Origin of the sequence: Mycobacterium sp., assembly GCF_046330795.1 — a bacterium.
Lineage (GTDB): Bacteria > Actinomycetota > Actinomycetes > Mycobacteriales > Mycobacteriaceae > Mycobacterium.
Genome location: NZ_JAXLSA010000002.1, coordinates 208,226 through 233,150, shown reverse-complemented (window position 1 = coordinate 233,150; position 24,925 = coordinate 208,226). Strand labels below are relative to the sequence as shown.

Genomic DNA, 24,925 nt, shown 5'->3' with positions numbered 1-24,925 from the left:
AAATGAACCTGTCCAGCATCATCCGCCAGCACTGGGCCGCCCTGCGGGCGCTCGCCGTCCTGACCGTCCTGCTCGGGCTGACCTACCCGCTAGCGATCTGGCTGCTCGCCCAGATACCCGGCCTGAAGACCAACGCCGACGGATCGATCCTGCGGATAGACGGAAAAGCCATGGGCAGCAGCCTGATCGGCCAATCGTTCACCGATGCCGACGGCCGGCCCCTCGCGCAGTACTTCCAGAGCCGACCCTCGGCCGGCGACTACGATCCGCTGGGCAGCGGTGCGTCGAACCTGGGGCCGGAGAGCATGATCGACACCGACGGGAAGCCCAGCCTGTTGACCCAGGTCTGCAGCCGCAGCGCGACCGTCGCGGCGCTCGACGGCGTCAACGGTGCGCGGCCATTCTGCACGGGCAACGGGGTGGGCGCAGTGCTCGCGGTGTTCGGCCCGCGGAACGCCGACGGCACCGTGCCCCACCCCAGCCGGGTCGTCAGCGTCAACGAACCCTGCGCCACCACCGCTCGGCCCTTCGTCGACAGCTATCAGGGTGTGAACATCGAGTGCGCGCAGCCGGGTGCGGACTACGCGACCGGGTTGATCGTGCCGGTGCGCGGTGCCACCGACACCCAGCCCGCGGTACCCGCGGATGCCGTCACCGCCAGCGGCAGCGGTCTGGATCCGCACATTTCACCGGCATACGCCGACCTGCAGGTCGCGCGGATCGCCCGGGTTCGCGGGACCACCGTCGACCAGATCGGTGCCCTGCTGGCCCAGCACACCACCGGCCGCGCACTGGGATTCCTGGGCGAACCGACCGTCAACGTGGTCGAGCTGAACCTGGCCCTCGACCAGACGTATCCACTGAAGCCGTGAGCGGGTGAATGATGGACCGGTGGACTCCGTTCAGCCGCCGCGGGTGACCTCCGGTGGTCAAGCGCCACCGGACATCTCCGCGGCGAACGACACCGAGGTGGGTGATCCGCGCAAACGCGGTGAGCTGCGGATCTACCTGGGTGCCGCGCCCGGCGTCGGTAAGACGTTCGCCATGCTGGGCGAGGCGCATCGCCGGCTCGAACGCGGCACGGATCTGGTCGCCGCGGTGGTGGAGACGCACGGCCGGGCCAAGACGGCCGAACAGCTCGCCGGCATCGAGATCGTGCCGCCCCGGCTGGTGCCCTACCGCGGTGTCGAGTTCGCCGAACTCGACGTCCCCGCGGTACTCGCACGCCGGCCGCAGGTGGTCCTGGTCGACGAACTGGCGCACACCAACACGCCGGGCAGCCGCAATCCCAAACGATGGCAGGACGTCGAAGAGCTGCTCGACGCCGGCATCTCGGTGATCTCCACGGTCAACGTGCAACATCTGGAGAGCCTCAACGATGTCGTCGCCCAGATCACCGGCGTCGAGCAGCGTGAGACCGTGCCCGACGAGGTGGTCCGTCGGGCGGCCCAGCTCGAGCTGGTGGACATCACACCGGAAGCGTTGCGGCGCCGACTGTCCCACGGAAATGTGTACGCACCGGAGAAGGTGGACGCCGCGCTGTCGAACTACTTCCGGCGCGGCAACCTGACCGCACTGCGCGAACTGGCGCTGCTCTGGCTGGCCGACCAGGTGGACGCAGCGCTGGTGAAGTACCGGGCCGACAACAAGATCACCACCACCTGGGAGGCCCGCGAACGTGTTGTCGTGGCGGTCACCGGCGGCGCCGAATCCGAGACGCTGGTACGCCGCGCCTCCCGCATTGCGCAGAAGTCCAGTGCCGAACTGATGATCGTGCACGTGGTCCGCGGCGACGGGCTCTCGGGTGTCGCGGCCCCGCAGATGGGCCGCATCCGCGAACTGGCCGCCAGCCTGGGCGGCACCCTGCACACCGTGGTGGGCGACAGTGCCGGTGGAATTCCCGGCGCGCTCCTGGATTTCGCGCGCCAGATGAACGCCACCCAATTGGTACTCGGCACATCGCGGCGCTCCCGCTGGGCCAGGGTGTTCGACGAAGGCATCGGCGCGGCCGTGGTCCAGCAGTCCGGCCGGATCGACGTCCACATGGTGACCCACGACCAGGCCCGCTCCGGATCGCGCCGTGAACTTGTGACACCGACCGTGCGCCACCGGCTGTCCTGGGTGGCCGCCGCCGTGGTGCCCTCGGCCATCTGCGCCCTGACGGTGCTGCTGCTCGACCCGTTCCTCGGCATCGGCGGCGAGAGCGCGCTGTTCTTCATCGGAGTGCTGGTGGTCGCACTGCTCGGCGGTGTGGCACCGGCCGCCCTCTCGGCCGTCCTGTCGGGATTGCTGCTCAACTACTTCCTGGTGACCCCGCGACATACGTTCACCATCGCCGAACCGGACAGCGCCATCACCATCGTGGTTCTGTTGGCGGTGGCGGTGGCGGTGGCCGCCCTGGTCGACGGCGCCGCCAGCCGGGCGCGCGAGGCCCGCCGAGCCTCCCGGGAGGCCGAACTGCTGACCCTGTTCGCCGGTTCGGTGCTGCGCGGCGCCGATCTGCCCGGCCTGCTGGAACGGGTCCGTGAAACCTACTCCCAACGGGCGGTCAGCCTGGTGCGCGGTAACGCCGATGTAGTGGCGACAGTGGGTGTAAACCCTTGTACTGAACCGGAATCGGCAGATACTGCGATCGAGGTCGGCGATGACGAATTCTGGCTGCTGCTGTCCGGACGACAACTGCCGGCCCGTGATCGCCGGGTCCTGGCCGCAGTGGCTGCGCAGGCAGCCGGGCTGGTGCGGCAGCGCGAGTTGACGGAGGAAGCCGGCCGGGCCGAGGCGATCGCCCGGGCCGACGAGCTGCGTCGCTCGTTGCTGTCGGCGGTCAGCCACGATCTGCGCACCCCGCTGGCCGGCGCCAAGGCCGCGGTGTCCAGTCTGCGCAGCGACGATGTGGGCTTCTCCCCCGAGGACACCGCCGAGCTGCTGGCCACCGTCGAGGAGTCCGTGGATCAACTGACCGCGCTGGTGGGCAACCTGCTGGACTCGTCCCGGTTGGCCGCCGGCGTGGTGCACCCGGACCTGCGCCGGGTGTACCTCGAAGAGGTGGTGCAGCGGGCCCTGCTCGGGATTCCCCGGGCCGCAACAGGACTCGGTGATGGCCAGCCCGAGCGTGTGCGGGTGGACGTCGGCGACGCTGTAGCCCTGGCCGACCCCGGACTGCTCGAACGCGTGCTGGTGAACCTGATCGACAACGCCCTGCGCCATGCGGGCGGCACGGTGGTCCGGGTGAATGCCGGCCAGGTGGCCGATCGGGTGCTGATCAATGTGGTGGACGCGGGACCCGGCGTGCCCGGCGACACCGGGGAGCGCATGTTCGAGCCGTTCCAGCGCCTCGGCGATCAGGACAACACCACCGGCGTCGGCCTGGGCCTCTCGGTGGCCCGCGGCTTCGTGGCGGCGATGGGTGGAACCGTGACGGCCACCGACACCCCCGGCGGCGGTCTGACCATGGTGGTGGAATTGGCGAACGCACCATGACCAAGACCCGCGTGCTGGTGATCGACGACGAGCCGCAGATCCTGCGCGCCCTGCGGATCAACTTGTCGGTCCGCGGTTACGAGGTGACCACGGCATCCACCGGTGCCGGCGCGCTGCACGCCGCGGCCGAACACAAACCGGATGTGGTGATCCTGGACCTCGGCCTGCCCGATATGTCCGGGATCGAAGTGCTGGCCGGCCTGCGCGGCTGGCTGACCGCCCCCGTCATCGTGCTGTCGGCACGGACCGACTCCTCGGACAAGGTCGAGGCCCTGGACGCCGGCGCCGACGACTACGTCACCAAACCGTTCGGGATGGACGAGTTCCTCGCCCGGCTGCGCGCCGCGGTCCGCCGCAATGCCGCCGCCTCCGAGACCGACCAGCCCGTCGTCGAAACATCCTCGTTCACCGTCGATCTGGCCGCCAAGAAGGTCACCCGCAATGGCGCCGAGGTACACCTGACGCCCACCGAGTGGGGCATGTTGGAGATGCTGGTCCGCAACCGGGGCAAGCTGGTCGGCAAGGAAGAACTGCTGCGCGAGGTCTGGGGGCCCGCGTACGCCAAGGAGACCCACTATCTGCGGGTGTACCTGGCGCAATTGCGTCGCAAGCTCGAGGACGATCCCTCGCATCCGAAACACCTGCTGACCGAGTCCGGCATGGGCTACCGTTTTCGGCAGTAGCACTGCCGCCGACGCCGTGATGTCATCCGATCGACGCACGCCGTTCGCCCGGCCGGCCTCCGCGTGGTGACAGGCTCGAGCACGACAACGATGCCGTGTGAAAGGGGTCCGCGCATGGCCGCCGCAGCGGAGGTCTACAACAGTGTCTGGCAGCTGCGCAGCGACTCGTGGTGCCGCCTCGAGGACGCCGCCGAGCAACTGCGGCAGTCGAGCTCCGACACCGTGGACAAATCCGGCATCGTCGCCGCGTGCCGTGATCTGCTCAGCACCCTGGCGCGCATCGAACCGTACTGGGCTTTCCCCGGCCCGGACGAATTCGCCCGGGCACAAAGGCTTTTCGCCGCCGGTAGCTATGACAAGTTCGCCCGCGCGGTCACCCGGGTCAACCGCGCGCTGATCACCGAGTCCTACCGCACCGGCGACGTCGACCACGCCGCAGCCGATGAGTCGGATCTGCCGACCACCGACTCGCTGACCCCGCGTCAACCCGCCACGGGCACCGACCGACCCTACTTCGAGGTACTGGTCGTGGAGTCGATGACCGAGGACGAGCAGCGGGCCCTGCGCAAGGAGGTGCGCGGCTGGCGGCGGCCCGACGACGAGTTCGTCTACGACCTGGTGGTGGTCCCCAGCGGCGAAGAGGCACTGATCGCCGCCGCGTTCAACGTCAATCTGCAGGCCGTGGTGGTGCGCAGCCGGTTCTCGCCCCGCGCGGCGCGGGAGCTGGCTCCGTTCGACCGGTTCGTCGAGCACAGCATCCCGGACCTGCTGCACCAGCAGGAGTCACCCGACCAGCGGGCCGAGACGCTGGCCCGGGCGCTCACCGAGCTGCGTCCCGAACTCGACCTGTACCTGATGACCGAGATCCAGGTGGAGTCCATCGCGGGCCGGCTGGGGCAATACTTCCGCCGGGTCTTCCATGCCCGCGAGGGATTCCTGGAGCTGCACCTGTCGATCCTGGCCGGCGTCGCCGCCCGGTATCGCACACCGTTCTTCAGCGCGCTCAAGCAGTACAGCCACCGCCCCACCGGAGTGTTCCACGCGCTGCCGATCTCGCAGGGCAAGTCGATCGTGCACTCGCACTGGATCAAGGACATGCTCAGCTTCTACGGCCTGGACGTCTTCATGGCGGAGACCTCGGCAACCTGCGGCGGCCTGGATTCCCTGCTGGAACCCACCGGCCCACTGCGGGATGCACAGGAGCTGGCCGCGGAAACCTACGGCAGCCGGCGCAGCTACTTCGTCACCAACGGCACCTCGACGGCCAACAAGATCGTCACCCAATCGCTGGTGGCCCCCGGCGATATCGTGCTGCTGGACCGCAACTGCCACCAGTCCCACCACTACGGCATGATGCTGGCCGGGGCCGAGGTCATCTACCTAGAAGCGTATGCGCTACCCGCATTTTCCATGTACGGCGCGGTCCCGTTGCACGAGATCAAGTCAAAACTGTTGGCGCTGAAGCGAAACGGCAATCTGGACCGCGTCAAGATGATCTCGCTGACCAACTGCACCTTCGACGGGATCGTCTACGACGTGCAGCGGGTCATGGAGGAATGCCTGGCGATCAAACCCGATCTGGTGTTCCTCTGGGACGAAGCGTGGTTCGCGTTCGCCCGGTTCCATCCGGTGTACCGCGCCCGGACCGCGATGGCCGCCGCCCGCAAGCTGCGCGACAAACTCCGTGATCCCGAATATGCCCGGGGCTACGAACAACAACTCGCCGCCGACCTGACCGGCGAGGACCGGCCGTCGGACGACGAGCTGTTGGAGCGGCGGCTGTCACCGGATCCGGCGCGGGCCCGGGTGCGCGTGTACGCCACCCAGTCCACCCACAAGACCCTGACCGCGCTGCGCCAGGGCTCGATGATCCACGTCTTCGACCAGGATTTCGAGCAGAAGGTGGCCGAGCCGTTCCACGAGGCCTACATGGCCCACACGTCGACCTCGCCGAACTATCAGATCCTGGCGTCGCTGGATCTGGGCCGCCGGCAGGTCGCACTCGAAGGTGCCGAACTGGTGCAGCGCCAGATCGAGAACGCCATGCAGCTGCGCGATGCGATCGACAACAACCCGCTGCTGAGCCGCTACGTGCGCTGCCTGCGGACATCCGATCTGATCCCCGGCGAATACCGGGCCTCCCACATCGATCAGCCGTTGCGGTCGCACCGGATGATGGACGCCTGGGACGTCGACGAATTCGTGCTCGACCCGTCGCGGATCACACTGTCGATCGGGCCCACCGGATTCGACGGGGACGAGTTCAAACGCGAGCAACTGATGGACCGCTACGGCGTGCAGATCAACAAGACGTCCCGCAACACCGTGTTGTTCATGACCAATATCGGCACCACTCGCAGCTCGGTGGCGTTCCTGGTGGAAGTGCTGGTCAAGATCGCCCGCGATCTGGACGAACGGATCTCGGAGATGGGTCTGGGCGAACGGGCCCGCTTCGAGGAGCGGGTGCATCGGCTGACGGCCGAGTCCACGTACATGCCGGACTTCAGCGGCTTCCACCCGGCGTTCCGGGATCTCTCGGGTGACGATCCGACCCCGGAGGGCGACGTCCGGCGGGCGTTCTATCTGTCCTACCAGGACGGCAACTGCGAATACCGCACCACCGAGGAGATCGAGGCCGCCCTGGACGCCGGGGCCGACGTCGTCTCGGCCACCTTCGTGACGCCCTACCCGCCGGGCTTCCCGGTGCTGGTGCCGGGCCAGCTGTTCAGCCGCGAGATCCTGGCGTTCATCCGCGATCTTGATACCCCCGAGGTGCACGGCTACCAGCCCGACGCCGGCTACCGGGTGTACACCGCGAAGGCGATCGAGAACCTGGCCCCGACGTCCGCTTAGGCCGCCGGTCCGACGGGTATCCCGGCTCTTGCGGACGCCGTCCGCAACGGCGTGCTAGGAGGCCGTGATGACAACACCCAGAACGCGCCGGTTGACCCGTCCGGGATTCACCTTCCTCGCCGTACAGTGCGCCGCACTATTGGTCGGCTCGCTGCTGATCGCCTGGGGGCTGCTGGGATTCATCCCCACCGTCACCGACGGCACCCACGCGATGCAGCTGGTCGCCTACCGGCCCGGCGTCGCACTGTTCGGAATCTTCGCGGTCTCGGTGCTGCACAACCTCTTTCACATCGCATTGGGTCTGTGCGGGCTGCTGATGGCGCGCAGCTACGGCCGGTCCCGGACCTACCTGCTGGCCGGCGGGGCGCTGTTACTCGGACTGTGGCTGCGCGCGTTGATCACCGGACCGCTGGTGTCCGGCGAGTCGGCCGATGCGTGGCTGCACTTCGGGACCGGGCTCGCCATGGTGATCCTGGCGCTGACGCTGGCCGGGTCACGGGTGCCGACCGGTGCCCGCGGCGAGGAGTTGCCGACGGCCCCTGACTGATATCAGTCGCGCTCCACCTCGTGGCGCAGCAGCACCGTGCCGCCCGGGAAGGTGCGGTTCTCCAACAGTCGCAACGAAATCCACGACGGCAGCGGCGGGAAGAACGGGGTGCCCCCACCCACGGCGGTGGGCGCGATCACGATGCGGTATTCGTCGACCAGTCCGGCCCGCACGATCGGTGCGGCCAGTGTCGCGCCGGCCACCTCCAAGCTGCCCTCGGTTTCGGCCTTCAGCTTCCGCACCACCTCGACCGGGTCGCCGCGTTCCAGTCGGGAGTTCCAGTCGACGGACTCCAGGGTGCGCGAGAACACCACTTTTGGCATGTCGCGCCAGATGCGGGCGAAGTCGACGATCAACGGGGTGGCGTCCGGCGCCTGGTCGGCGGTCGGCCAGTACGCGGACATCAGCTCGTAGAGCCGCCGGCCGTAGAACGACAGGGCGGTCTCCCGCTCGAAGTCGTTCCAGTACTGGTGCAGTTCCTCGCTCGGTTCGGACCAGTCGATGCTGCCGCGAGCGTCCGCGATGTACCCGTCCACCGAAACGGTGAAGCCGTAGATGAGTTTGCCCATGCAGGTCAGACTGCACCGGCGGGCAGAACTCATCGCGGTGGGGGTATTCAGCAGGTGCCGTGCAGCACGGACTTCAGGTATCCCGCACTCTGGTACACGTACATCGCCGCCCATCCCAGCGGCCCCAGATGGGCCGGCGTGCCCTGCATGACAAGTGCTCCCTCCCAACACTTCCCGATGATGTAGCGCGCCCGTGAGACATGGGGCACGGACGTCACGACGATCACGGTGTGCCAGTGCTCGGCGGCGGCCAGGTCCCGGATCTCCCGCGCCTCGCCCAGCGTCGAGTGTGGATCGGGGTCGAAGCAGTGCACCCGGAAGCGGGGCTGCGGGGTGGCGCACAACCGGTCGAGGACCGGGTCGGCCCCGCCGTACGGGTTCGACAGCACCACATCGTGCGCCCAGCCGGCGTGCGCCAGCTCCAGCCCCCGCTGGTAGCGGGCCCCGCTGTGCGAGCCGCCGAGCACCACCACGGCATCGGCGGCGCGCAGTGGATCCAGTTGCGGCCGAACGTAAACCGGAAGCCCGGCCACCGCGATCACCACCAGAGCGCCGAGCAGCGCTGCCAGCACCCGGCGCATCGCTCAGCGCGCGCCGACCAGCGAGCGCGCCACGCCGTCGAGGATGTCGTGTTCGCTGACCGTCAGCGCAGCGATGCCGGCCCGGTCGCCGAGTTCGCGAGCGAGTTCCTGCACGACGATGGCACCCCCGCCGATCACATCGACCCGGCCCTCGTGCATCGGCCCCAGCGCGGCCCGCTGTCGGCGGGTCATCGCGAGCAGCTCGTCGCACACCGGCAGCAGCTGGGCGAACCCGACGGTGGACAGGTGGATCGCCTCGGAGTCGTAGGTGGTCATCCGTTGCGCCAGCGCGGCGAGGGTGGTGAACGTGCCCGCCACCCCCACCCACGTCCGGGCCCCCTCCACCGGAACGGCCCGCAGTGCGGCGCCGAGGCGCGTGCGCACCATGGCGCGGCCGGCCTCGATCTCACCGGCGGTCGGCGGGTCGGAGTGCAGGCATCGTTCGGTGATCCGGACACAGCCGATGTCCGCGGAGTAACCGGTGTCGGCGCGACGGCTGCCGACAACCACCTCGGTGGACCCGCCGCCGAGATCGACGACGACGAAAGGTGCTGCCGCCGTGTCCAGTTCGGCCACCGCGCCGATGAACGAAAGCTCGGCCTCCTCGGCCCCGGTGATCACCTCGGCCACCGCGCCCGGGACCACCGCACCCAGCACGTCGGCGGTCATGTCGAAGAACTCGTCGCGGTTGGCCGCGTCGCGGGTTGCCGACGTCGCGACCATCCGGACGCGGTCAACGCCGCACTGCCGCAACAGATCCGCGTAGTCGGCCAGCGCGTCGCGGGTCCGGGCGATGGCCTCCGGTGCGAATTTGCCGGTGGCGTCGACGCCCTGTCCGAGCCGGACGATGCGCATCTCCCGATGCACATCGCGCACCCGGGTCCCGTCGCCGGCGCCGTCGAGGACGTTGTCGATATCGGCGATCAGGAGGCGGATCGAGTTCGTCCCGCAGTCGATCGCGGCGACCCGGTCGGTCATTCGTCGGCTCCGATCCACACGGCAGGGTCCAGGATGCCGGCCATTCCCGGTTCCGCGGCCAGGACGGCCAATGCCTCGTCGCCGAATGGGTTGAGGCCGGGACCTTTTGCCAGCGAATGGGCCATGACGACGTGCAGGCACTTGACCCGATCAGGCATCCCGCCGCCCGTGAAGGTGGTGCCCAGCGGTTCGATGGAGTCGCGCTCGCTCAGGTAGTCCTCGTGTGCGCGCCGGTAGGCCGCCGCCAAATCCGGGTCACCGCTGAGCCGTTCGGTCATGTCCCGCATCAAACCGGCGGACTCCAGCCGGCTGGCCGCAGCCGTCAGAGCCGGGTGGGTCAGGTAGTACAGCGTCGGGAACGGTGTGCCGTCGGGCAGCCGCGGCGCCGTGCGTACGACACCCGGCTCGCCGTTGGGGCACCGGTAGGCGATCGCGAGTACCCCACGCGGTTCGCGCCCGAGTTGGCGGGCAACCGCGTCGAGGTCGGCCGGGTCAACCACCGGGACCCGGCGGCGGGGTGTCGGGAATCGGCGGCGCGTTCGGATCGACCGGAGGTGCCGGCGGGGGTGCGGCCGGGGGCGGGGGCGGCCCGTGCGGGGTGTCGGCGATGGTCTTCCACAGCGCCGTGTACCAGGGTTCGTTGCTCGGCGTGATGCCGGGATGCTCCTCGGGGTCGGCGGGAACGAGGGCGCCCGGCGGGAGCTGCACCTGATAGGGAATGTCGCCGGGCATCACGAACCCGAGGCGCTCGCGGGCCTGTGCGGCGATGAAAACCGGGTCGCCGAGCTTCGTCTTCTGGCCCTCGAGGTCGGCGATCTGTTTGCGTAGCGCGGCCTCGGTGGCCGACAGCTGTTTCATCTCCGTGCGCTGCGCGAAATACGTCCGGACCGGCCCGGCGATGGTCAGCGTCAGGACGCACACCACGGCCGCCAGGATGGCCGCCCGCCGCGCGGTGAACCCCAACCGCTCTTCGGAGCGTTGCTCGGCGGAGTCGGTGATCGATTGCCGAACCGCCTCGATCGGCACCGGTAGCGCCCGATTCTCATTCTGGGCATCGGCCGGCCTCGGTTCGCGGCGCTGCGTCGTCGGCGACGACGGCGGCTGCTGGGCCCGGCGCGCACGGCCTTTCGCCTCGCCGGGCTTCCCCGGTCGGGAGGTCGGAGACCGCCGTTTCGGGTCGGGCCGTTTCGCATCAGACATCGCTGTCAAAGGTACCGGGCGTTGCTGCCCCGACGAGCGTGCGCAGAGGTACGCCCGTGACGGCGTGTCAGCGGACCAACACGCACACTCGCCGAGGGGGGGTTAGACGGCGAACCGGGGGAAGGCGAGGTCGCCGGCGTACCGAGCCGCGTCGCCGAGGGTCTCCTCGATGCGCAGCAGCTGGTTGTACTTGGCGACGCGTTCGCTGCGGGCCGGGGCGCCCGTCTTGATCTGCCCGCTGCCGACCGCGACGGCCAGGTCGGCGATGGTGGTGTCCTCGGTCTCGCCGGACCGGTGGCTCATCATCGTCTTGTAGCCGGCGTTGTGGGCCAGCGCCACCGCGTCGAGCGTCTCGGTCAGTGTGCCGATCTGGTTCACCTTCACCAGCAGCGCGTTCGCGGCGCCCTTCTCGATACCGTCCTCGAGGCGCTCGGGGTTGGTGACGAACAGGTCGTCGCCGACGATCTGGATCTTGTCGCCGATCGCCGACGTCAGCGCCACCCAGCCGTCCCAGTCGTCCTCGGACAGCGGGTCCTCGATCGAGACGATCGGGTAGCCGCCGATCAGATCCTCGTAGAAGGCGGTCATCTGCGCGGCGGTCCGGGTCTCCTTCTCGAACGCGTAACCCGTTCCCTGCGTGTAGAACTCGGTGGCGGCCACGTCCAGCGCCAGGGCCACATCGGCGCCCAGCTTCAGGCCGGCGCCCTCGATGGCCGTTGCGATCAGGTCCAGCGCGGCCTTGGTGCCGGCCAGATCCGGCGCGAAACCGCCCTCGTCACCCAGGCCCGTGGCCAGGCCCTGCTTCTTGAGCACCGACTTCAGCGAGTGGTAGACCTCGGCACCCCACCGCAGCGCCTCCTTGAACGACGGCGCGCCGATCGGGGCGATCATGAACTCCTGCACGTCCACCCCGGTGTCGGCGTGGGCACCGCCGTTGATGATGTTCATCATCGGGACCGGCAGGATGTGCGCGTTGGGGCCGCCGATGTAGCGGAACAGCGGCAGTTCGGCGGAGTCGGCGGCCGCCTTGGCCACCGCCAGGGAAACACCCAGGATCGCGTTGGCGCCCAACCGGCTCTTGTCCGGGGTGCCGTCGAGATCCAGCAGGGTCTGGTCGACCACGCGCTGCTCGTCGGCGGAGATGCCGATGACCGCGGGCGCGATCTCGTCGAGCACGGCCTCCACGGCCTTCTCGACACCCTTGCCGCCGTAGCGGGATCCGCCGTCGCGCAGCTCGACGGCCTCATGCTCGCCGGTGGATGCACCGGAGGGAACCGCGGCGCGAGCGAATGTTCCGTCGATCAGTGCGACCTCGACCTCGACCGTCGGGTTGCCGCGCGAATCGAGAATCTCCCGGGCGCCGACCTGCTCGATGATGGGCACTGCCGTCTCCTTATGTCGGGGTTGAGCTGTTCGGTGCTCAGCCTAAAGGGTGCGGAGTCGGCTCACAGTGGATGGCGGGTGGCCGAACCCCATCTGCTCAGCGGCCACTGCGAATCGCACTCGAACGTCGTCGCAGCCGGCGCTGAACAGACGTGAGATGTCAGAGCGGATGGCCGTTGGCGTACGCGGTGGCCCAGTCCCGGACCAACCGGGCGTACTGATTGGAGTGGTTGTAGGCGTGCAACGCATCCATCCAGCCGTCGGCCGTGGACAGGTCCTTACCGCGCCAGCACAGATACCCGGCGGCCGTGAGCGCCGCGTCGTCGATGTTGTCCGGGTTGGCCACCCCGTCGTTGTTGGCGTCGACGCCGTAGAGCTCCCACGTCTCGGGGATGATCTGCATCGGGCCCATCGCGCGGTCCAGATCGGGGTCGCCGTCGAGCTTGCCCTTGTCGGTGTCGGCGATGTGCTGGTTGCCGTCGGTGCCGTCGAGCTGGACCCCGCGGATCGGCGGACCGACATCACCGTTCGGCGCGATCGACGCTCCGTTGTAGGTGCCGTGGTGGCTCTCGACCTGGCCGATCCCGGCCAACGTCGTCCACTTCAACTTGCACTTCGGGTTCTCCACCTCGGCCACCCGGGCGGCATAGGCGTAGGCCTCCAGCGCGGTCAAGGGAATGCCGAGCGCAGGTGCCCGCGCCGAGGCCCAGTCGTGCAGCTGATCGGCCGGCCGGCCCTTGGCATACGTGTCGATGGCCGGCACGGGGTCACCCGCGGGCGGGGGCACGCCCTCCGGGATGGGCGCGCTGGTTCGCCAGGAACAGCCGGCCAACAGCAAAACCATCAGCAGGGCTGTGGCGCCGACGACGCCCACAGCCCGCAGCCAACGATCCGCCACAAGACTCCCTAACACCCCACTTCGGTTAGGGCCATCGTGCCATGTGTTCGGAGCCGTTGGTCCCTGGCCGGGGTGTGGCGTCGAACGTGTAACGTCCTGATCGGCCCGCTGCTAAGGTGAGCCACACCTACCTTTGGCTGGGCTAACACCCGGTCTGGACCTCAGAAGGAATGTCATGGCGTTCGTCGGGGACCTTCCGATAACGGTCCTGGCCGCGGGACCCTCGACATCGTCGCAGTTCTTCGGCAGCCTCCTGATCGGTCTGCGCGAGGGCCTCGAAGCCTCCATCGTCGTCATGGTCCTGGTCGCCTTCCTGGTGAAGTCCGACCGGCGCGACGCGCTGAAATGGGTGTGGCTCGGGGTCGGTGCGGCCCTGGCAATGACCATCAGCGTGTTCCTGGTGATCCAATTCGGCGAGAACACCATCTCCGGGCTGGGCGCCGAGGCCATCGCCGGGATCGCCTCACTGGTCGCCGTCGCCATCGTCACCACCATGGTCCTCTGGATGAAGAAGGCCGCCGCCGGCATCTCCGGGCAGCTGCGGGCCGAGATGGCCGATGCCCTGCAAGCCGGTGCCCTCGCCGTCGTCACGCTGTCGTTCCTCGCGGTCGGCCGCGAGGGCGTCGAGACCGCGCTGTTCATGGTCGGCTACGCCGAAGCATCCACCTTCTGGCCGCTGGCCGGGCTGATCGTCGGCGTACTGATCGCCGTCGCGGTCGCCTACGGCATGTACAAGGGTGCCGTCCGGATGAACCTGGCGAAATTCTTCACGTACACCGGCATCTTCCTGATCGTGGTCGCCGCCGGGATCCTGTCCTACGGCATCGGGGCGTTGCAGACCGTCGGGTGGCTGCCCGGCCTGGCGCACAAGGCGTTCGACATCACGTCCTGGTTCAACTGGTCGTCCTGGTACGGCGAAGCCATCCAGGGCATCTTCAACGTCACCCCGACCCCGACGGTGCTGCAGTTCGCGGGCTGGCTCACCTACCTCGTCGTCGTGCTCGTCCTCTTCCTGGGCCCCAGCCGTGGCGCCCGCACCTCCGGATCCGCTCCGGCACCCGAACCCACCCAGGAAAGTGAAAGGTCAACTACGTGAACCGCTCTGTTCCGCTCATCGCTGCTTCGGCCGCCCTGATCACCGGCGCCACCCTGGCGGGCTGCACCGCCAAGGACAACGCCGCGACAACCACCAGCGGCACCAACGCCGCCGGGGCGCCGGCCGAGCTGACGGTGACGGCCACCGACACCACCTGTGAGCTGTCGGCCACCCAGGGCACCACCGGCGCCAACACCTTCCAGATCACCAACAACGGCAACAAGGTCACCGAGTTCTACGTCTACGGCGAGGGCGAACGGGTGATGGGCGAGGTCGAGAACATCTCCCCCGGACTGTCCCGCAAGCTGATCGTCCAGCTCACCGAGCCGGGCACCTACCAGACCGCGTGCAAGCCCGGCATGGTCGGCGACGGCATCCGCGGCGACTTCACCGTCACCGGCGAGGCGGTCAAGATCGACACCGAGGGCAAGTTCAAGGAAGCCGCCGATTCCTACAAGCGCTACGTCAACAGCCAGACCGACGCCCTGATCCCGGCCACCCAGGTGTTCGTCGACGCGGTCAAGAAGGGTGACGTCGCCGCGGCCAAGGCCCAGTTCCCGATCGCGCGCACCTACTACGAGCGCATCGAGCCGGTCGCCGAGAGCTTCCCCGACGACCTGGACCCCCGCATCGACCTGCGCGAGGCCGACCTCGAGCCCGGCCAGAAGTGGACCGGCTTCCACGCCCTCGAGAAGCAGCTGTGGGTCACCGGCCTGCAACCTGACGCCAACGCGCTGGCCGATCAGCTGCTCGCTGACGTCAAGGAACTCGACGCCGGGGTCAAGGACCCCAAGTGGACCATCGATTCCACCCAGATCGCCGGTGGCGCACAGGGATTGCTCGACGAGGTGGCCTCCTCCAAGATCAGCGGTGAGGAAGACATCTTCAGCCACACCGACCTGTGGGACTTCAACGCCAACGTCCAGGGTTCCCAGACCGCGGTCGCCTCGGTCCGCCCGATCCTCGACGAGCGCAACCCCGACCTGGGCAAGCGGGTCGACGACCGCTTCGCCGCGGTCGAGAAACTGCTCGAGAAGTACCGCGACGGCGACGGCTTCGTGTTGTACGACAAGGTCACCGACCCCGAGCGTAAGGCGCTCTCCGACGCGATCGACGCGTTGAGCAAGGAAGTCAGCCAGGTGCAAGGTGTCATCGCCCACCAGTGACGTCGACAGTGACGCGGACCGAGCCGCGGTGACCGAGCGCCCGGCGTCCGGGGTCTCCCGGCGCCGACTGCTCGGTGCCGCGGGCGTCGGGGCCGCCGTCGCCGGCGCGGCGGGTGCCGGGGTATGGGCCGGCCGGGCATCGGCCGCCGGGGCCACCCACGAACACCTGCAGTTACCCGTGCCGTTCCGTGGCGAACGTCAGGCCGGGATCATCACCGCGGCCCAGGACCGGATGCACTTCGCCACCTTCGACGTCACCACCGACAGCAAGGCCGATCTGATCGCCATGCTGATGGACTGGACGCACATGGCCGAGCGGATGACGCGCGGCGAGGAGGCGGCCAAGGACGGCGCGGTCGGCCTGAATCCCTATGCCCCACCGTCGGATACCGGCGAAGCGCTCGGGCTGGCGCCCTCACAACTGACCTTGACCATCGGCTTCGGCCCGAGCCTGTTCGACAAGGACGGCAAGGACCGGTTCGGCATCGCGGGCAAGCGCCCGGAGCCGCTTCGGGATCTGCCGAAATTCCCCAACGAGACGATGGATCCGGGCCGTACCGGTGGCGACATCTGCGTGCAGGCGTGTGCGAACGATCCGCAGGTTGCGGTGCACGCGATCCGCAACCTGGCCCGCGTCGGCTTCGGCACGGCGTCGGTGCGCTACTCGCAGCTCGGTTTCGGTCGCACCTCATCGACCACCCGCGAGCAGGCGACCCCGCGGAACCTGTTCGGGTTCAAGGACGGAACCAACAACATCAAGTCCGACGAGACCCAGGTTCTCGACGACAACATCTGGGTCGCCGACGGCGACGGCCCGGACTGGCTGGCCGGCGGTACTTACATGGTGACCCGCCGCATCCGGATGCGGATCGAATCCTGGGACCGTACAACGCTTCTCGAACAAGAGCGGGTCATCGGCCGGCAGAAGGGCAGCGGTGCGCCGCTGGGTCAGTCCGACGAGTTCGATGCGCTGAACTTCGAGCTGAAGAACGCCGAGGGCGAGCCCGCGATCGACAAGCTCTCCCACGTCCGACTGGCCTCACCGGAACTCAACAACGGCATCGAGATCCTGCGCCGCGGCTACAACTTCACCGACGGCACAGACGGATTCGGCCATCTGGACGCCGGGCTGTTCTTCATCGCGTTCGTTCGCAACCCGACCACGCACTTCATCCCCATGCAGACCGAACTGTCGCGGCGTGACCTGCTCAACGAGTACATCACCCACAACGGCTCGGGGATATTCGCGGTGCCCCCGGGAATCCGGGAGGGCGACACGCAGGCCTACTGGGGCTCGACGCTGTTCGAGTGACCCTTCCCACCCGATCGGTGCGCCGTCAATCGCCGCTGGGCCAGTGCGCGCGCCACTCCTGCTCGGTGATGGGCGCAGGTGGTGCGTCGCCGATGGCATCACCGCGGCGGGCGGCCGCGACGTCCAGCTCGGCCCTGCGCACGGTATCGATGAATTCCAGAGTTGCACTGCGCAAGTCGTTCTCGGCGTCGCCGCCAGGTTTGATCCGCACCTTGCGCACGGCCGAGGGCACCAGATCGTCGGGCAGACCGGCCGCCGATACGCGTTCCAGGATCTTCTGGGCCAACGCCAGCGCCGGCTGACCGGTGGGCACATCGTCGGTGCACGAGTTCCTGGCCTTCGCCAACTTCTCCGCGGACTTGCGCTCCTCCCACTGGGCCAACTGCTCCTCCAGCGAGATCCGATCCCCGGCGAGCACGCCGAAAGCGCGGTTGTCCAACTTGCGCACCAGCGCATCGGCGACATCGTCGATGCCGAACGGGTGCGCGGGCGCGTCCTCGGCGATGCGGGCGTGAAAGAGCACCTGCAGCAACACATCTCCGAGCTCTTCGCGCAGCTCCTGGGCGTCGCCGTTGCGCACCGCGTCGAACAGTTCGTACGTCTCCTCGAGCAGGTAACGGCGCAGCGACTCGTGTGTCTGCTCGCTCTCCCACGGGCCATCGGTCCGCAGTTTGTCCATCATGGCCACCGCGTCGAGCAATCGCTCACCGGGCGCCCCAGGCTGCGGGCCGAGCACCCGCTCACCGGCCGCCACCCGCTCGGCGACGGCCGGATGGCCGGGATCCGATGACAGCAGCACCGGTGCCGGGTTCTCGTTGGCCCCATCGGCCAATAGCACCGGCCGGGCCCCGGGCAGTGACCAGGCCACCGCAATGGGCAGTTCTTCGGTGTACTGCACATCGCCGCCGAGAAATCCGACGGCGGCGACCGGCACCAGGGTGGGACGTCTGGGGTCCATCAGGATGACGGTCATCGGATCGATCCTCCTCTATCCCGCGGGCTCCGGGGTGGCCGTTACGTCGATCTCACCCTGCGGCCGGCCGTCCAGCGCGAGTAGCAGATCGGCGACCATCTGGGCCAGTTCCAGGTCACGGAGCCGCGGTGCACCCATGGCGTTGCCGATCCGCGGGATCGGAACCTGCACGGTGGCCGTCGTCGCCCGGTAGTTCGCCGCCGGATACATCCGCTTCAGCCGGATCTGCGCCGAATCGGCGAGCGTCAGCGGCGCCAGCCGCAGCGTCGACGGCTGCCCGGCCGAGCCCGTCGCCGACACCTCGGTGACGCCGTAGTGCCGGCACAACAACCGCAGCCGCGCCACCGCCACCAGCCGCGCCGCCGGCTCCGGCAGCGGCCCGTACCGGTCGACGAGCTCGTCCACCACCGAACGGACGTCACCATCGGAGGCGGCCGCAGCCAGCCGCCGGTAGGCCTCCAGCCGCAGCCGGTCACTGCCGATGTACTCCGGCGGCAGGTGCGCGTCGATCGGCAGGTCGATCCGCACGTCCTTGGGTTCCTCGGCGGTGGTGACGGTCTGCCCGTCGGCGGCCGCCCGATAGGCCTCCACCGCCTCCCCGACCAGCCGCACGTACAGGTCGAACCCGACGCCGGCCACGTGGCCGGACTGTTCGACACCGAGCACGTTGCCCGCGCCGCGGATCTCGAGATCCTTCATCGCGACCGCCATGCCCGCGCCCAGTTCGTTGTTCTGCGCGATGGTCGCCAGGCGGTCGTACGCCGTCTCCGTCAACGGAACCTCGGGCGGATACAGGAAGTAGGAGTAGCCCCGTTCGCGGCTGCGGCCGACCCGGCCCCGCAGCTGGTGCAGCTGGGAGAGCCCGAACGTGTCGGCCCGCTCGACGATCAGGGTGTTGGCGTTGGAGATGTCCAGCCCGGTCTCGACGATGGTGGTGCACACCAGGATGTCGAACTCGCGGTTCCAGAATCCCTCGACGGTGCGCTCGAGTTGTTCCTCCGGCATCTGTCCGTGCGCCACCACCACCCGCGCCTCCGGCACCAGCGCGCGGATCCGGGCGGCGGCCTCGTCGATCGACCGGACCCGGTTGTGGATGTAGAACGCCTGCCCGTCGCGCAGCAGCTCCCGGCGCAGCGCCGCCGCGATCTGCTTGTCGTCGTGCGGTCCCACATAGGTCAGCACCGGGAAGCGTTCCTCGGGCGGGGTCAGGATGGTCGACATCTCGCGGATGCCGGCCAGACTCATCTCCAGCGTGCGCGGGATCGGGGTGGCGCTCATGGTCAGCACGTCGACGTGCGTACGCAGGCTCTTGATGTGTTCCTTGTGCTCGACACCGAACCGCTGTTCCTCGTCGACGATCACCAGCCCGAGGTCCTTCCAGCGCACCGCGGTCTGCAGCAGCCGGTGCGTGCCGATGACGATATCGACTGTGCCGTCGGCCATCCCGTCGATGACGGCCTTGGACTCGCCGGCGTCGGTGAACCGGGACAGTCCCTTGACCACGACGGGGAAGCCCGCCATCCGCTCGGTGAAGGTCTGCAGATGCTGGTCGGCCAGCAGCGTGGTGGGCACCAGCACGGCCACCTGCTTGCCGTCCTGAACGGCCTTGAACGCCGCCCGCACCGCGATCTCGGTCTTGCCGTAGCCCACGTCGCCACAGATCACCCGGTCCATCGGGACCGGCTTCTCCATATCGGACTTGACCTCGGCGATGGCGGTCATCTGGTCGACCGTCTCGGTGAAACCGAACGCGTCCTCCATCTCGGCCTGCCACGGGGTGTCCGGGCCGAACGCGTGGCCCGGGGCGGCCTGACGCTTGGCGTAGAGCGCGACGAGCTCGGTCGCGATCTCGCGAACGGCCTTGCGCGCCTTGGTCTTCGTGTTGGCCCAGTCGCTGCCGCCGAGCCGGCTCAGGGTCGGCGCCTGGCCGCCGACGTAACGGGACAGCTGATCCAGCGAGTCCATCGGCACGAACAACCGGTCGGACCCACCGCCGCGCTTGGCCGACGCGTATTCCAGGACCAGATACTCGCGGCGCGCGCCGCCGACCGTGCGTTCGGTCATCTCGACGAACTTGCCGATGCCGTGCTGATCGTGGACCACCAGATCGCCCGCGGTCAGTGCCAGCGGGTCGACGGTGTTGCGCCGTTTGGCGGCCAGCCGCTTGCCCTCGGTGGCGGTCACCCGGTTGCCGGTCAGGTCGGTCTCGGTGATCACCACCAGGTTGGCGCCCTCGACCACCAGCCCGTCGTGCAGCGGGCCCTTGAGCACCCCTACGACACCGGGCTTGGGTTCCGCCCCGGGTTCCAGAACCATTGCCGCCGTGTCGGATTCGGCGAGCTGCTCGACCACGCGCGCCGCGGTGCCGGCACCGGGGGTGACCACGGCGGCCAGCCCGCCCGTCGCGCAGTGCGCGCGCAGCATCGCGAAGATCTCGTCCAGGCTCTGCTGACTCCGTGCCGACGGCGCCGCCCGCACCTCGAGCGCGACGGCGGACTCATCGGGCAGCTGGCTCAGCGTCCACCACGGATGCTCACCGGCCGCCGCCGCGGCCCGCACGTCGTCGAGCTCCCGGAACCCCGAACCGCCGAGCTGCTCGATGTCGACGGGGGCCGCACCGCCGACGGCCGCCACCGACCACGACGCTTCCAGGAACTCCCGGCCCGTCTTGATCAGGTCGGCCGCGCGGGTGCGCACCTTCTCCGGATCACACACCAGCACCGGGGTTCCGGGGGCCAGCTGATCGGTCAGCAGCACCAGGTCGTCGGCCCCCAACACCGGCAGCAGCGCCTCCATCCCGTCGACCGGGATGCCCTCGGCCAGCTTGGCCAGCATGTCCCCGATACCGCCGGCGGCGGTGTTCGCGATGTCTTCCGGGCAGGTCCGGCCTACGGCCAGCGTCGCGGCCCGGGCCCGGACATCCGCGGTCAGCAGGAGCTCGCGGCACGGCACCGCGACCACGTGCTCGACCGCGATCTCGGTGATCGATCGCTGGTCGGCCACCGAGAACATCCGCATCTCGGTGACCTCGTCGCCCCAGAACTCCACGCGCACCGGATGTTCGGCAGTCGGCGCAAAGATATCCAGGATGCCGCCGCGGACAGCGAACTCGCCGCGCTTGCCCACCATGTCGACCCGGGTGTAGGCGAGCTCCACCAGGCGCTCGATGACGTCGTCGAAGCCGGCCTCGACGCCGACGGCCAGCGTGACCGGCGTGATCCGCGCCAGCTCGGGGGTCATCGGCTGCAACAGCGATCGTGCCGTGGTCACCACCACCCGCAGCGGCGGGCCGAGCCGGGCGTCGTCGGGGAAGGCGAGCCGGCGCAACAGCAGCAGCCGTGCCCCGACGGTTTCCACGCCGGGCGAAAGCCGTTCGTGCGGAAGGGTTTCCCAGGACGGGAACATCGCAGCGGACGCGCCGAACACCCCGCGCAGTTCGGCCACCAGATCGTCGGCCTCCCGGCCGGTGGCGGTGACCACCAGCAGCGGACCTCCACGCGCCAGCGCGGTGGCGGCGAACACCCGGGCCGCCGCCGGCGCGACCAGGCGCAGCTCGGCGGGGCGCTGCGCGGCACGCTCGGTCAGCTCGGCGAACGTGGGTGCGGTGAGTGCGAGCTCGATCAGACCCGCGATCGGGGTCTGGACATGGCTGTTCCCCGGTTCGGTCATGATGCGACCAATCCTAGTGGAACGCCGCAGCCCACCTCTGGGGAGAGTTGGTGCGGCGGCTACTCGTCCTGCAATTGGGGGTCGGCCTCCAGGTGGGTGAGACCGTTCCACATCAGGTTGACCAGGTGCGCGGCCACCACCTCTTTCTTGGGTTCGCGCGTGTCCAGCCACCACTGGGCCGTCATGGACACCGAACCCACCAGCGCCTGGGCGTACAGCGGCGCCAGGTCCGGGTCCAGGCCACGGCGGGAAAAGTCCCCCGCCAAGATCGAACTCACTTGGGAGACAGCATCATTGAGCAGACTGGAGTAGGTGCCCGACGAGATCGACGCCGGGGAGTCGCGGATCATGATGCGGAATCCGTCGGTGCGTTCCTCGACGTAGGTCAGCAGCGCCAGCGCCACCCGCTCGATCCGCACCCGGGACCGGTTGTTGGTCAGCGAGGACGTGATGCCGTCGAGCAGCGCGGACATCTCCCGGTCGACGACGACGGCGTAGAGGCCCTCCTTGCCGCCGAAGTGTTCGTAGACCACCGGCTTGGACACGTTGGCGCGCTGCGCGATCTCCTCGATCGAGGTCGCGTCATAGCCGCGTTCGGCGAACAGCGAGCGGGCGATGTCGATCAATTGGTGACGGCGTTCGGTGCCGGTCATCCGGGCCCGCGGGGGCCGCGTCTCTTTGTCCGGGGCTGCCACTCCCACAGCGTATAGACTTGCCAGCCGCAACAGCAGTCCGTCGTGGTGTAATCGGCAGCACCTCTGATTTTGGTTCAGATAGTTCAGGTTCGAGTCCTGGCGACGGAGCCCTCTTCCTCAGATTCCGGGCAGGGCCACCGCATGCTCGCGCAGCACGCTCAACTCCGCCGGTGACGGCCAGTCCGCGACGGGATAGCGCCGCGGCAGCAGGTTCTGGTCCCGGGTCAGGCCCATTACGTCGGCGAACACCGGGAACGGCGTGGTGACGTGGTCGGTCCGGTCGGCCGGGAGCAACGTCACGTAGTCGGCGACGGGCAGCAGGCACGGTACCGGCGGCGTGCCCTGCGTCCAGACGGTCATGGTGCACGACCCGCGCGGCGTCTCGATCACCTGCACCTCGGCCACCGACATGTCGACCGCCTGTTCGGCGAAGTGCTGCCGCAGCCGCCGGGTCTGCGCCGCGTACTCGTGTTCGGCGAGCACCGAACGGGCGCGCACCGCCTGCGCCCGCAGTGGCGACCGGCCGGTGCTGTCGAGGCCGACGATGCTGGGGCCGACGATGGTGTAGCCCTGCGGCGAGATCGGCACGGCGGCCTGCCGGTAGATCCGCTCGGCCGCGGCGAAGAACGCGGGCGCGACATCCGGGTCGTCGGTGCAGACCAGCAGCACCTCGTCGCCCGGGAAGAACACCAGCGGCGCACCCGAACCGTCCGCGAACGAACTCAACCAGCCGGGCACCAGGACCGCCGAGTCGCAGTAGCTGTGGCCGTCCCCGCGCAGGTGCCCGATGCGTTCCTGCTGCGGCTGGGGTGGATAGCGGGCCGCGATGTTGCCCCGCGCGACGGCGAACATCTGCTCACCGGAGACGCCCCATCGCGCGGTGTCGGCCTCGGTCACCACCGCCCGCGCGGCGCCGATATCGATGACGGCCAGTTCGTGCACGAACGGCCACAGCGGCCGGATCCACGGCCGATCGTCGGCGCCGGTGACCGCTGCGGTGAAGCTCGACGGCCGCGGCACGGAGCGCAGCATCGGCTGCGCCTCCGCCCACGTCTGTGGCGGCGGCCGCAGCGCGGCGTCCACGCCGGCCGCGATGCGATCGGCTCGGACGGAGTCGGACAACTCCTGGACCGCGGTGTACAACCGGTCGAGGAGCAGTCGCCTGCCGTCCCCCGGGTCCACCACGAACCCGGTGTCGTCGAACCGGCTGGCGGCGTAGCCCCGGGTCCGCAGTTCGGCCAGGACCGCACCGGCGAACTCATCGGCCGCGTACGGGTGGGCGAGGTCGAGATCGACCGCTTCGTATTGTCCAGACACTGCCCGCGATGCTAGTGCCCGAGGACCGTTTGCCCGGACCGCCGCAACGGTGTCACGCTGTCCCAATGACGTCACACGGGGAATCCGCGGTTGTCGTGCTGGCCGCGGGATCGGGGACCCGGATGCGCTCGGACACCCCGAAGGTCCTGCACCAGCTGGGCGGCCGCAGCATGATCGCGCACGTCCTGCACGCCGTCGCCAAGGTCGCCCCGCAGCATCTCGTCGTGGTGCTGGGCAACCAGCGCGATCAGGTGGCCCCCGAGGTCGCTGCACTGGCCGCCGCCCTCGGCCGGCCGATCGAGGTGGCCGTGCAGCAGGAGCAGCTCGGCACGGGCGACGCGGTGTTGTGCGGGCTGGCCGTGCTGCCCGCCGACTTCGACGGTGTCGTGGCCGTCACCCCCGGGGACACCCCGCTGCTCGACGCCGACACCCTGGCCGGGCTGATCGCCGCCCACAGCGCGGAGCCGGCCGCCGTCACGGTGCTGACCACCACGCTGGACGATCCGACGGGCTATGGCCGGGTGCTGCGAACCCAGGACCGCGAGGTCACCGCGATCGTCGAACAGGCCGACGCCACCCCGTCGCAGCGGGACATCCGTGAGGTCAACACCGGTGTCTACGCGTTCGACATCGCCCCGCTGCGCTCGGCGCTGAGCCGGCTGTCCGCCGACAACGCCCAGCAGGAGCTGTACCTGACCGACGTGATCTCGATCGTGCGGTCCGACGGGCGCGTCGTGCACGCCAACCACATCGACGACGCCGCGCTGGTGGCCGGGGTCAACGACCGGGTGCAGCTGGCGACGCTGGGCGCCGAGCTGAACCGGCGCGTGGTCGCCGGGCACCAGCGGGCCGGGGTGACCGTGATCGACCCCGCGACCACCTGGATCGACGTCGACGTGACCGTCGGCCGCGACACCGTCATCCGGCCCGGCACCCAGCTGCTGGGCGGCACCCGGATCGGCGAACGCTGCACCATCGGACCCGACACCACACTGACCGACGTGCAGGTCGGCGACGCGGCCTCGGTGGTGCGGACGCACGGGTCGGACGCCACCGTCGGGGCCGGCGCCGACGTCGGCCCATTCACCTTCCTGCGGCCGGGCACCGTGCTGGGTGACCGCGGGAAACTCGGCGCGTTCGTCGAGACCAAGAACGCCGTCATCGGCGCGGGCACCAAGGTCCCGCACCTGACCTATGTCGGCGACGCCGATATCGGCGAGGAATCCAACATCGGCGCCTCCAGCGTCTTCGTGAACTACGACGGCGAGAACAAGCACCGCACCACCATCGGCTCCCATGTGCGCACCGGCTCGGACACCATGTTCATCGCCCCGGTGACCGTCGGCGACGGCGCGTACACCGGCGCGGGCACCGTCCTGCGCGACGACGTTCCCCCGGGTGCACTCGCGATCTCGGAGAACGCCCAGCACACCATCGAGGGTTGGGTGGAACGCAAGCGTCCGGGCACCGCGGCCGCCGACGCCGCGCGACGGGCGCGGGAGAACCGGGACTGAACGCCGGGTAT

The 24,925-nt window shown here is 69.1% G+C and carries 20 protein-coding genes and 1 tRNA gene; 10 read left to right on the top strand and 11 right to left on the bottom strand.

All coding sequences use genetic code 11. The features are described 5' to 3' along the window. The first annotated feature begins 2 nt into the window (after nucleotides 1-2). The 5 genes from U0R18_RS08350 (at nucleotide 3) to U0R18_RS08330 (ending at nucleotide 7,563) form a co-directional block, all read left to right on the top strand. The gene (locus U0R18_RS08350; protein ID WP_526367744.1) at nucleotides 3-872 is read left to right on the top strand and encodes a potassium-transporting ATPase subunit C; all 870 of its coding nucleotides are present in this window, start codon (nucleotides 3-5) and stop codon (nucleotides 870-872) included. 73 nt (nucleotides 873-945) lie between these two features. Next, the gene (locus U0R18_RS08345) at nucleotides 946-3,480 is read left to right on the top strand and encodes a DUF4118 domain-containing protein (RefSeq protein ID WP_526368258.1); all 2,535 of its coding nucleotides are present in this window, start codon (nucleotides 946-948) and stop codon (nucleotides 3,478-3,480) included. After that, on the top strand, nucleotides 3,477-4,163 hold the full coding sequence (locus U0R18_RS08340) for a response regulator transcription factor (RefSeq protein ID WP_526367743.1): 687 nt from the start codon (nucleotides 3,477-3,479) through the stop codon (nucleotides 4,161-4,163). Before U0R18_RS08345 ends, U0R18_RS08340 begins: the two co-directional genes overlap by 4 nt. Nucleotides 4,164-4,277: 114 nt before the next feature. Continuing rightward, nucleotides 4,278-7,016, top strand: coding sequence for an aminotransferase class I/II-fold pyridoxal phosphate-dependent enzyme (locus tag U0R18_RS08335; protein WP_526367742.1), 2,739 nt, complete (start codon nucleotides 4,278-4,280; stop codon nucleotides 7,014-7,016). Between the two features lie 67 nt (nucleotides 7,017-7,083). Continuing rightward, entirely contained in the window at nucleotides 7,084-7,563 is a 480-nt protein-coding gene (locus tag U0R18_RS08330) for a DUF4383 domain-containing protein (RefSeq protein WP_526367741.1), read from the top strand. A 2-nt stretch (nucleotides 7,564-7,565) separates the two neighbouring features. Here U0R18_RS08330 and U0R18_RS08325 read toward each other — a convergent pair whose 3' ends face one another. The 7 genes from U0R18_RS08325 to U0R18_RS08295 form a co-directional block, all read right to left on the bottom strand. Next, nucleotides 7,566-8,132, bottom strand: a complete 567-nt coding sequence (locus U0R18_RS08325; RefSeq protein ID WP_526367740.1) for a dihydrofolate reductase family protein — start codon at nucleotides 8,130-8,132, stop codon at nucleotides 7,566-7,568. A 47-nt stretch (nucleotides 8,133-8,179) separates the two neighbouring features. Next, nucleotides 8,180-8,713 carry a YdcF family protein gene (locus U0R18_RS08320; RefSeq protein ID WP_526367739.1) on the bottom strand — a complete coding sequence of 178 codons (534 nt, stop codon included), beginning with the start codon at nucleotides 8,711-8,713 and terminating at the stop codon, nucleotides 8,180-8,182. Nucleotides 8,714-8,716: 3 nt separating this feature from the next. Continuing rightward, nucleotides 8,717-9,691, bottom strand: coding sequence for a Ppx/GppA phosphatase family protein (locus U0R18_RS08315; protein WP_526367738.1), 975 nt, complete (start codon nucleotides 9,689-9,691; stop codon nucleotides 8,717-8,719). Continuing rightward, a complete protein-coding gene (locus tag U0R18_RS08310; RefSeq protein WP_526367737.1) occupies nucleotides 9,688-10,191 on the bottom strand; it encodes a DUF501 domain-containing protein in 504 nt (167 codons plus the stop codon). The genes U0R18_RS08315 and U0R18_RS08310 overlap by 4 nt, the downstream gene beginning before the upstream one ends. Continuing rightward, nucleotides 10,184-10,891 (bottom strand): FtsB family cell division protein, encoded by a 708-nt coding sequence (locus U0R18_RS08305; RefSeq protein WP_526367736.1) that lies wholly within the window; start codon nucleotides 10,889-10,891, stop codon nucleotides 10,184-10,186. The genes U0R18_RS08310 and U0R18_RS08305 overlap by 8 nt, the downstream gene beginning before the upstream one ends. Before the next feature lie 102 nt (nucleotides 10,892-10,993). Then, on the bottom strand, nucleotides 10,994-12,274 hold the full coding sequence (eno, locus tag U0R18_RS08300; RefSeq protein WP_526367735.1) for a phosphopyruvate hydratase: 1,281 nt from the start codon (nucleotides 12,272-12,274) through the stop codon (nucleotides 10,994-10,996). Nucleotides 12,275-12,434: 160 nt separating this feature from the next. Then, entirely contained in the window at nucleotides 12,435-13,118 is a 684-nt protein-coding gene (locus U0R18_RS08295) for a lytic transglycosylase domain-containing protein (RefSeq protein WP_526368257.1), read from the bottom strand. Between the two features lie 229 nt (nucleotides 13,119-13,347). Between U0R18_RS08295 and efeU the strand changes: the two genes are divergently transcribed. Genes efeU through efeB form a run of 3 tightly spaced genes read left to right on the top strand, consistent with a single transcriptional unit; the run spans nucleotide 13,348 to nucleotide 16,746 of the window. Next, nucleotides 13,348-14,268 (top strand): iron uptake transporter permease EfeU, encoded by a 921-nt coding sequence (efeU, locus tag U0R18_RS08290; RefSeq protein ID WP_526367734.1) that lies wholly within the window; start codon nucleotides 13,348-13,350, stop codon nucleotides 14,266-14,268. Further along, a complete protein-coding gene (gene efeO, locus U0R18_RS08285; protein WP_526367733.1) occupies nucleotides 14,265-15,434 on the top strand; it encodes an iron uptake system protein EfeO in 1,170 nt (389 codons plus the stop codon). The genes efeU and efeO overlap by 4 nt, the downstream gene beginning before the upstream one ends. Next, nucleotides 15,415-16,746: an iron uptake transporter deferrochelatase/peroxidase subunit gene (efeB, locus tag U0R18_RS08280; protein ID WP_526367732.1), complete on the top strand. Its 1,332-nt coding sequence runs from the start codon at nucleotides 15,415-15,417 to the stop codon at nucleotides 16,744-16,746. Before efeO ends, efeB begins: the two co-directional genes overlap by 20 nt. Before the next feature lie 25 nt (nucleotides 16,747-16,771). Here the strand turns inward: efeB and U0R18_RS08275 are convergent, their stop codons facing one another. Genes U0R18_RS08275 through U0R18_RS08265 form a run of 3 tightly spaced genes read right to left on the bottom strand, consistent with a single transcriptional unit; the run spans nucleotide 16,772 to nucleotide 22,041 of the window. Continuing rightward, a complete protein-coding gene (locus tag U0R18_RS08275; RefSeq protein ID WP_526367731.1) occupies nucleotides 16,772-17,719 on the bottom strand; it encodes a nucleoside triphosphate pyrophosphohydrolase in 948 nt (315 codons plus the stop codon). 15 nt (nucleotides 17,720-17,734) lie between these two features. Beyond that, nucleotides 17,735-21,388 carry a transcription-repair coupling factor gene (gene mfd / locus U0R18_RS08270; RefSeq protein WP_526367730.1) on the bottom strand — a complete coding sequence of 1,218 codons (3,654 nt, stop codon included), beginning with the start codon at nucleotides 21,386-21,388 and terminating at the stop codon, nucleotides 17,735-17,737. A gap of 59 nt (nucleotides 21,389-21,447) precedes the next feature. Continuing rightward, the gene (locus U0R18_RS08265; RefSeq protein WP_526368256.1) at nucleotides 21,448-22,041 is read right to left on the bottom strand and encodes a TetR/AcrR family transcriptional regulator; all 594 of its coding nucleotides are present in this window, start codon (nucleotides 22,039-22,041) and stop codon (nucleotides 21,448-21,450) included. Nucleotides 22,042-22,119: 78 nt separating this feature from the next. Between U0R18_RS08265 and U0R18_RS08260 the strand changes: the two genes are divergently transcribed. Next, nucleotides 22,120-22,191, top strand: a tRNA-Gln gene (locus tag U0R18_RS08260). A 9-nt stretch (nucleotides 22,192-22,200) separates the two neighbouring features. On the opposite strand, the gene U0R18_RS08255 is transcribed toward U0R18_RS08260, so the two are convergent. Beyond that, a complete protein-coding gene (locus U0R18_RS08255) occupies nucleotides 22,201-23,400 on the bottom strand; it encodes a DUF1444 domain-containing protein (RefSeq protein ID WP_526367729.1) in 1,200 nt (399 codons plus the stop codon). Between the two features lie 65 nt (nucleotides 23,401-23,465). Between U0R18_RS08255 and glmU the strand changes: the two genes are divergently transcribed. Continuing rightward, on the top strand, nucleotides 23,466-24,914 hold the full coding sequence (gene glmU / locus U0R18_RS08250; RefSeq protein WP_526367728.1) for a bifunctional UDP-N-acetylglucosamine diphosphorylase/glucosamine-1-phosphate N-acetyltransferase GlmU: 1,449 nt from the start codon (nucleotides 23,466-23,468) through the stop codon (nucleotides 24,912-24,914). Nucleotides 24,915-24,925: the final 11 nt, after the last annotated feature.